This is a genomic window from Sivoneniella epilithica UHCC 1019, from assembly GCF_040830845.1.
In the GTDB taxonomy this organism is placed as follows: Bacteria; Cyanobacteriota; Cyanobacteriia; order Leptolyngbyales; family Leptolyngbyaceae; genus ULC077BIN1.
This window is the reverse complement of record NZ_JBFPDP010000090.1, coordinates 1-7,296: the sequence shown is the minus strand read 5'-3', so window position 1 is coordinate 7,296 and position 7,296 is coordinate 1. Positions and strand designations below refer to the sequence as shown.

The window sequence follows — 7,296 nt, the reverse complement described above, 5'->3', positions numbered from 1 at the left end:
GATTGGTTCAGAGGTAGCTGCCGCTCTATTCTCTCCCATCTATCCACCAAAATAAAGTTGACAGCCTACTAGGCGCGTGATGCCAATTTGACCACAGCAGGGTCATTGGGTAGCACCTACAGCGCGTTGGCACAACTATCCTTCAAACCTGTAACGAACGTTGAGTTTGGACTCACCTATCTTCGCAACTATTCACCGTCGGGCAATCTTTTGTACCACACTGGCAGCACCTTCGCCAATATTCATTTCGGCATGGGAGTTCCCTTGACTTCTGATTCTTTTGGTCTGGCAGCCTTGTGGAACTTGATTCCGCGCTTTGCTATGAGTGGTTGGTTTGGCTATACTCAGGTCGATCTCGCCGATGCTCGATCGCAGCAAGCAGAGATCATCAACTATGCCATTAATTTCGCCTTCCCTGATTTGTTCACCAAAGGGGGCGATCAGTGGAATTGGGTTTGGGATGCCGTCTAAAGTGATTCGCAATGCGAGCGCTGCTCACGTTGATCCAGGAACTGGTTTTCACTTTGAAGCGTTTTACCATGTTATGGAGAAGTCGTTGTTATGGAGAAGTTGTTGGTATGGGAGAAGGGGTACTAGTTGGGTCAGTGGTTGGTACAGGAGACGTAGTTGTGTCAGGTGTGGGAGCTACAGGAGTTGTGGTTGGTTCGCAAGCTCCTAAGACGATCGCAAATCCCAAAACTGTGATTAATGTAATGAAAGAACGAGTCATGATAGATTCTCCAATGAATAATGATTTGTCTTAATTCAGATTGAACATCAAATGCACTGAACTACAGTTCTCCTGGCAGGCGGCGAGTTCTTCGATGTCCAGATTGTGGTGTCCACAAAGCGGTAATGCTACCTAAGAAATGCAAAACTTGATCAGCCGCGCGATCGAACCCTGTTTCTGTCTGGCGGTTTTGCAATCCCCGTAAACCATGTAAATCGAGAAAGCTAAACCCAACTTTCGAGAAAAACGGCAACACACAAAACAACAACGTGTCAATGTCTTGATTCACCCATCTAAAGCCAGAAGGACCAATGATCCAGGCGATCGGATAACAGATCCATAGCACCGTAAAATAGGTCAGTAGCTTGTTATAGAGCGCAGCCAGTTCGTCCCCTTGGCTCCTTGCCTTCGCCCGTAGTGGCACCCAGATTCCCCATAGAACGACTAAAAACGCTACCACGCCGCAAATGTACCAGAGGTATCTTACCCAGTCCCGCTCCGAGAGATCGGCAATTAAACCCGTAGTAATCACCACCACCTGGGTACTGAGCAGAAAGCCCAGCAGCGTCCAATCCTTTTTGATAAACTGCATCGCTGTCCAGGACAGTGCCAGTAGCAGTAGCGGTGTGGTCACAATCCAATCGACATATCGGGCATAGTGGGCAACTTGTCCAGCGGCTTCAGTTTTGCCCTGATCAAGCGCCATCGCCATGTATGCTAGCCCTGACCAAATTGGAATAAAAATCGCCACCAAATATTCATACTGGGGAACGCCTTTGGGATTACGGCTAAGTGACCAAAAGTGCAACGCTCCGATCGCCATCCCTGCTACATACACCCAATGTAAAATCGACTGCCAATCCATAGCGATACCCTCTCCATTCAGGTTTCATTTCCCACAATCAGGGACAAATGTGACAGGAAAGTGACATTCCCGCAAAATGGGTAGAAAGTTAGGGGGCAAGGACAATGGTTGAGCATCAAAAAGTTGATCGGCAGCGAGAACACCAAGCCAATGAACGCACCTTCTTAGCTTGGTTGCGAACTTCCTTGGCGTTGATTGGATTTGGATTTGCGATCGCTCGGTTTAGCCTGTTTCTGCGGCAATTGCAAACAGCCGTCACTCAACAGGAAGTTCCGTCGCGATCTATATTTAATTCTGAAAATTTGGGGGTCAGCCTGGTTATTTTTGGAATTACTACCATTGCCCTGGCGGCATGGCGCTATAACCAAGTGTTTCAGCAGATTGAGCAGGGTAATTATCGCCCAAATCGTCTCTTGATCTGGACCTTAACTGGAATAGTGATGATTCTGGGAATATTCAGTGTTCCATTGGTTCTTTGGCGCGATCGTATAGACAATTTACCCACTCTCCCTGCCAAAAAACAGCCTTAAATTGTCAAGTCTTCACACGGCTTTTAGCTCAAAGATTTTTTCTAGCACTTCCTCCACTACTTTGTCAGGTGTGGAAGCTCCGGAGGTGATGCCGATCGCGATCGCGCCAGTGGGCAACCAATTTTCAGCCACTTCCAAATCGCGGTGTAGCGGCTTATGTTCTACTTGGTTTCCTGCACTAATCCGGCTAGCGCTATCGATGTGATAGGACGGAATGCCTCGCTCAACGGCGATTTCTTGCAGGTGAGTAGTATTGGAGGAGTTATAGCCGCCAATGACGACCATTAAATCCAACTTGTCTTCTACTAAGCCCAACATGGCATCTTGGCGCTCTTGGGTGGCATCGCAAATCGTGTTAAAGCTGAGGAAGTGATTGTTTAGCTGATCGGGACCATACTTTCGCATCATCGTATGCTCTAGTAATTTGCCGATTTGCTCGGTTTCACCCTTCAGCATGGTGGTTTGGTTGGCAACCCCAACGCGCTCTAGGTCGCGATCGGGATCAAATCCGACCGAATGCGATCGCCGGAATTTAGCCAAAAACTCAGCAGAATCGCCACCATTGAGAATGTAGTTCGCCACATATTCTGCTTCTTGCAGGTTCAGCACAATTAAGTAAGTGCCTGCAAAAGAACTGGTTGCCACAGTCTCTTCATGATTATATTTGCCGTGAATAATTGAGGTGTGGTTTGCTTTCTTATGTTTTTCCACCGTATTCCACACTTTAGAGACCCAAGGACAGGTCGTGTCTACAATCGTGCAGCCCTTTTGATTCAAAAGCTGCATTTCTTGAACACTGGCTCCAAAGGCAGGCAAAATGACCACATCGCCGCTGTCTACTACGGAAAATTTCTTTTCTCCATTGACCACCTCAATAAAATGCACATCCATATCGCGCAATCGCTGGTTTACAGAAGGATTGTGGATAATTTCGTTGGTGATCCAAATGCGCTGGGTCGGAAAGTGAGTCCGGGTTTCATATGCCATTGCTACGGCGCGCTCAACTCCCCAGCAAAATCCAAAGGCTTCTGCCAAATGAATGGTCACCTCGCCTCGCTGGAGTTTGTAGCCGTTATCCCGGATGTGCTGAATTAAGTTGCTTTGATACTCGCTCTCCATTTGCCCAGATACTTCGGCTTCATGCCCAAAGCCCTTGCGGTGATAATTGTCAGAACTGTTGAGCGATCGCTTAAACGCCTTAGTATCCATTCAACCCTTGCCCTCACGGTGATTCATTCTTAGCTTTAATTTTCCCTTATCTTAGCCCCGTGTGAGCTTGATACTCAAAATCTATTAGTGGCAGACCCATCATTGAAACTGTAAATTCTTCAAAAGAATTTCGTTATAATTTCTCGCAAATAGCGCTTAAGATCAACACTGCATGGCTCTTATAATCTTGTACGTCTAGCTTTCCCCTAGGTGTATTTTTGTTTGGTTTATATTTTGTATTTCGATTTTTCTGTGTTTTGATTTGTTTTGAATTTGATTTGTTTTGAATTTGAGGATGACTATTTATAATATCGACTTATATCAACAATTTGTTATAGCAGCTATGGATAGTAGTTTTATATAAATATTTTTTATAAATAGTTTTGTGTAAATATTTTGATAAGTCGTTAGCCATCCCTTGCTCATGCACTCTGAGATCTCTAGTTTGCCGGATCAACCCACGATTTTAGGATTTGATCCCGGACGTTTGAAGTGCGGTATTGCAGTGATGGGGGTTGACCGAATTATAAAATATCATCAGGTGGTTAGCTCAACAGATGCGATCGCCGAAATTGGAATGCTGCGCCAATCGTTTCCAGTTTCTTTATTGGTGATGGGCAACCAAACTTCCTCCAAAGAGTGGAAGGTAAAGCTTTTAGATGCCTTCAGCGATCCTCTGCGAATTGTCATGGTTGATGAACGGAACAGTACCCTAGAAGCGCGCGATCGCTACTGGCAAATGTATCCCCCAAAAGGATTTCTGAGTCTAGTTCCCCAATCCTTACGCAGCATTCCGCGCCCTGTGGATGATATCGTAGCCATCCTATTGATTGAGCGATACTTAGAACGACTCGTGGGATAGTTGCGGATAACTGCCAGCGTCAATTTTATATCGAAAGATTGATATTTGAAAAAACTCGATCAGCATAATTGCCAGATCTTATATGCTAATTTTTGAGCAGTTTGTCTGAGAGCATCCCATTTTGGGAAAAGGGAGCCGACTTAAAGTTCCTCTCCCGCTCTAGGAGAGAGATTTAGGGTGAGGGCTGTAAATGTGGGATGCACCCATTTTTCTGACGATTTTTCTGGCGATCGCCAATGACTCAAATAGTTCCGCTACAATGCTAAGACTCTTTAGCTCCCTTGTCTAATGATTTAATTATAGTATTTCAAGCTTTTCGGAGCTTCCACAAGATTTTTTGAAGATCATCAAGAAAAAATGACACACCGCAAACGAGCGCTCATCACAGGCATCACAGGTCAAGATGGATCGTATCTCAGCGAATTTCTATTAGAGAAAGGATACGAAGTTCATGGGATTATCCGACGCACCTCCACCTTTAACACGGATCGGATTGATCACATTTATGAAGATCCTCACACCTTAAATGCCAAACTATTTTTGCATTATGGCGACCTCACCGATGCCACAACCCTCCGGCGAGTTTTAGAAGAAGTTCAACCCACAGAAGTTTACAACCTAGGGGCACAATCTCACGTTCGGGTAAGCTTTGACTCGCCCGCCTACACCGTTGATTCGGTTGCTATGGGCACCCTACATCTGTTGGAAGCCATTCGAGACTATCAACATCGAACCGACATCCAGATCCGATTTTATCAAGCGGGTTCATCTGAAATGTTTGGAAAAGTCCAAGAGATCCCTCAAACTGAAACGACTCCCTTTTATCCTCGCAGTCCCTACGCCTGTGCCAAAGTCTATGCTCACTGGCAAACCATCAACTATCGAGAAGCTTACAATCTGTTTGCCTGTAATGGCATTTTGTTTAATCACGAGTCGCCTCGACGTGGAGAAACGTTTGTCACTCGCAAAATTACGCGAGCGCTAGCCCGGATTGTGGCAGGGCAACAAAAAAAGCTCTATTTGGGTAATTTAGACACCAAGCGAGACTGGGGATACGCCAAGGATTATGTCAAGGCAATGTGGCTAATGCTCCAGCAGGATGCCCCCGATGACTATGTGGTGGCAACGGGTGAAACTCACTCAGTCAAGGAGTTTTTAGAGATTGCTTTTGGCTATGTGAATTTAGATTGGCATGAGTATGTGGCATTTGATGAACGATATCTCCGCCCTGCCGAAGTGGATTTGCTAATTGGAGATGCAAGTAAGGCAAAACAACTGCTAGACTGGCAACCTTCGGTGAGCTTTGAAACGTTGGTTCACTTAATGGTAGAGGCTGATTTGAAAGGATTAGGATTAATTCCGTTGAATGGTCACACGGTTCAACTGGTAACCGACACAGCGACCGTTCGTCATACAATGCCTATGTGATTAGCAGGATGGCAAGACTAGACAGGAAGAATCAGTTGAGGAAATTTTAGCAATGATGGCAGCATTTGATCTTCAAGACAAGCGGATCTTGGTGACGGGGGGGATGGGATTTCTAGGATATCAAGTCGTTGAACAACTCCATAAAGTTGGTGTTGATATCAATAAGATTACAATTCCGCGATCGCAGGATTGTGACCTGCGGATCATGGAAAACTGTCAGCGTGCAGTTGAACAACAGGATGTGGTGGTTCACCTGGCTGCCCATGTCGGTGGAATTGGCTTAAACCGTGAGAAGCCAGCCGAATTGTTCTATGACAACTTGATCATGGGCACCCAGTTAATTCATGCGGCTTATCAGGCAGGGGTACAAAAATTTGTCTGCGTTGGCACTATTTGCGCTTACCCAAAGTTTACGCCCGTGCCATTTCAAGAGGAAAAACTTTGGGATGGCTATCCTGAAGAAACAAACGCTCCCTATGGCATTGCCAAGAAAGCCTTGCTGGTTCAGCTTCAGGCTTATCGTCAACAGTATGGATTTGATGGCATTTATCTGTTGCCAGTGAATCTCTATGGACCCAAAGATAATTTTGATCCAAGCAGTTCTCATGTGATTCCAGCGCTGATCCGGAAGGTGCATGAAGCCCAACAACGGGGAGATCAGCAAATTTCGGTGTGGGGAGATGGCACTCCCACCCGCGAATTTCTCTATTCTGAGGATGCTGCGCGGGGAATTGTCATGGGCACTCAGTTCTACAGCGATCCGGAGCCTGTCAATCTGGGGACTGGCTCTGAAATTTCGATTAAGGATTTAATTAGTCTCATTTGTGAACTGATGGAATTTGATGGAAAAGTTGTCTGGGAAATAGACCAGCCCAATGGACAACCCCGCCGCTGTTTAGACACATCACGATCGCAGGAAGCGTTTGGCTTTATGGCTCAAGTTGAATTTCGGCAGGGCATGGCAAGAACGATTGAATGGTATCGGAACCAAGCAGATTGATGCTCTGAGGCAACATTGCGATCGCCACTGCCTTCTTTAGCGAACAAATCGCGATTAAGTTGAAAGCAGTTCAAATAACCCATCATCTAACTCATACCCAAACATTTGTGCCATTGCCTTTAAACTAGAGCGCCCTTCTATTCCTTGGGTTTTCATCCAACGGGTTAGGACAAATATTTTATGCATTACAAAGATTTCTAAGGCTTCTGGATTATATTGAATGCCATTTTTAGGATGAAATTGATGGGGGACAAGCATCGCTGCATAGCGCGCCAGTTCTCCAGCTTTCCAATCAAGCAGATAAGGAAGCCAGGGATAAAGCGAGTCCAACCGGACAAACCATAGGCGAATTTCAGGGATTTCAGAGAGTTCGCGAGGATCTTGAGGATCGCGAGGAAAGGTGATTTGAAACGAAAGCTGCTGCTCATAGGTAGAAAGAGACCCTATTTCAAGCAATGGATCAAGTATGGATTGAGCCTCACTGAGATCGAGTGTATTAATTTGGTTCACGCTGAGAGTAATCACAATAGACATAAATAGCAGTTATCCAGAAGGTCTTTTTATTTTCCTCTGAATTCAGCATTCAGGCAGTATGTAATACCGTTTTGAGTTTTGAGTTTTGAGTTTTGAGTTTTGAGTTTTGAGTTTTGAGTTTTGAGTTTTGAGTTTTGA

The 7,296-nt window shown here is 45.4% G+C and carries 9 protein-coding genes; 5 read left to right on the top strand and 4 right to left on the bottom strand.

Annotated elements, in window-relative coordinates; translation table 11 throughout:
- The first annotated feature begins 87 nt into the window (after nt 1-87).
- Complete coding sequence (locus AB3R30_RS26335; RefSeq protein ID WP_458652176.1) at nt 88-471, top strand: hypothetical protein; 384 nt, start codon at nt 88-90, stop codon at nt 469-471.
- 88 nt (nt 472-559) lie between these two features.
- On the opposite strand, the gene AB3R30_RS26330 is transcribed toward AB3R30_RS26335, so the two are convergent.
- Nucleotides 560-730 carry a hypothetical protein gene (locus AB3R30_RS26330; protein ID WP_458652175.1) on the bottom strand — a complete coding sequence of 57 codons (171 nt, stop codon included), beginning with the start codon at nt 728-730 and terminating at the stop codon, nt 560-562.
- A 61-nt stretch (nt 731-791) separates the two neighbouring features.
- A complete protein-coding gene (locus AB3R30_RS26325; RefSeq protein WP_458652174.1) occupies nt 792-1,595 on the bottom strand; it encodes a bacteriorhodopsin in 804 nt (267 codons plus the stop codon).
- A gap of 104 nt (nt 1,596-1,699) precedes the next feature.
- Between AB3R30_RS26325 and AB3R30_RS26320 the strand changes: the two genes are divergently transcribed.
- Nucleotides 1,700-2,125: a YidH family protein gene (locus AB3R30_RS26320; protein ID WP_458652173.1), complete on the top strand. Its 426-nt coding sequence runs from the start codon at nt 1,700-1,702 to the stop codon at nt 2,123-2,125.
- 12 nt (nt 2,126-2,137) lie between these two features.
- Here the strand turns inward: AB3R30_RS26320 and AB3R30_RS26315 are convergent, their stop codons facing one another.
- The gene (locus tag AB3R30_RS26315) at nt 2,138-3,334 is read right to left on the bottom strand and encodes a 4-hydroxy-3-methylbut-2-enyl diphosphate reductase (RefSeq protein WP_458652172.1); all 1,197 of its coding nucleotides are present in this window, start codon (nt 3,332-3,334) and stop codon (nt 2,138-2,140) included.
- 424 nt (nt 3,335-3,758) lie between these two features.
- Here AB3R30_RS26315 and AB3R30_RS26310 point away from each other — a divergent pair, with 424 nt between their 5' ends.
- From AB3R30_RS26310 to AB3R30_RS26300, 3 genes are all read left to right on the top strand, one after another.
- Complete coding sequence (locus AB3R30_RS26310; protein WP_458652171.1) at nt 3,759-4,196, top strand: RuvC family protein; 438 nt, start codon at nt 3,759-3,761, stop codon at nt 4,194-4,196.
- Between the two features lie 357 nt (nt 4,197-4,553).
- Nucleotides 4,554-5,624 (top strand): GDP-mannose 4,6-dehydratase, encoded by a 1,071-nt coding sequence (gene gmd / locus AB3R30_RS26305; RefSeq protein ID WP_458652170.1) that lies wholly within the window; start codon nt 4,554-4,556, stop codon nt 5,622-5,624.
- Between the two features lie 52 nt (nt 5,625-5,676).
- Nucleotides 5,677-6,624 (top strand): GDP-L-fucose synthase family protein, encoded by a 948-nt coding sequence (locus AB3R30_RS26300; protein WP_458652169.1) that lies wholly within the window; start codon nt 5,677-5,679, stop codon nt 6,622-6,624.
- A gap of 54 nt (nt 6,625-6,678) precedes the next feature.
- Here the strand turns inward: AB3R30_RS26300 and AB3R30_RS26295 are convergent, their stop codons facing one another.
- Nucleotides 6,679-7,158 carry a CRR6 family NdhI maturation factor gene (locus AB3R30_RS26295; RefSeq protein ID WP_458652168.1) on the bottom strand — a complete coding sequence of 160 codons (480 nt, stop codon included), beginning with the start codon at nt 7,156-7,158 and terminating at the stop codon, nt 6,679-6,681.
- Between the last annotated feature and the right edge of the window lie 138 nt (nt 7,159-7,296).

Bases quoted from the DNA above. Each gene is read 5' to 3' on its own strand.
- AB3R30_RS26310 (WP_458652171.1), top strand. From the start codon at position 3,759: ATGCACTCTGAGATCTCTAGTTTGCCGGATCAACCCACGATTTTAGGA.
- AB3R30_RS26320 (WP_458652173.1), top strand. From the start codon at position 1,700: ATGGTTGAGCATCAAAAAGTTGATCGGCAGCGAGAACACCAAGCCAAT.
- AB3R30_RS26315 (WP_458652172.1), bottom strand. From the start codon at position 3,334: ATGGATACTAAGGCGTTTAAGCGATCGCTCAACAGTTCTGACAATTAT.
- AB3R30_RS26330 (WP_458652175.1), bottom strand. From the start codon at position 730: ATGACTCGTTCTTTCATTACATTAATCACAGTTTTGGGATTTGCGATC.
- gmd (WP_458652170.1), top strand. From the start codon at position 4,554: ATGACACACCGCAAACGAGCGCTCATCACAGGCATCACAGGTCAAGAT.
- AB3R30_RS26325 (WP_458652174.1), bottom strand. From the start codon at position 1,595: ATGGATTGGCAGTCGATTTTACATTGGGTGTATGTAGCAGGGATGGCG.
- AB3R30_RS26300 (WP_458652169.1), top strand. From the start codon at position 5,677: ATGATGGCAGCATTTGATCTTCAAGACAAGCGGATCTTGGTGACGGGG.
- AB3R30_RS26295 (WP_458652168.1), bottom strand. From the start codon at position 7,158: ATGTCTATTGTGATTACTCTCAGCGTGAACCAAATTAATACACTCGAT.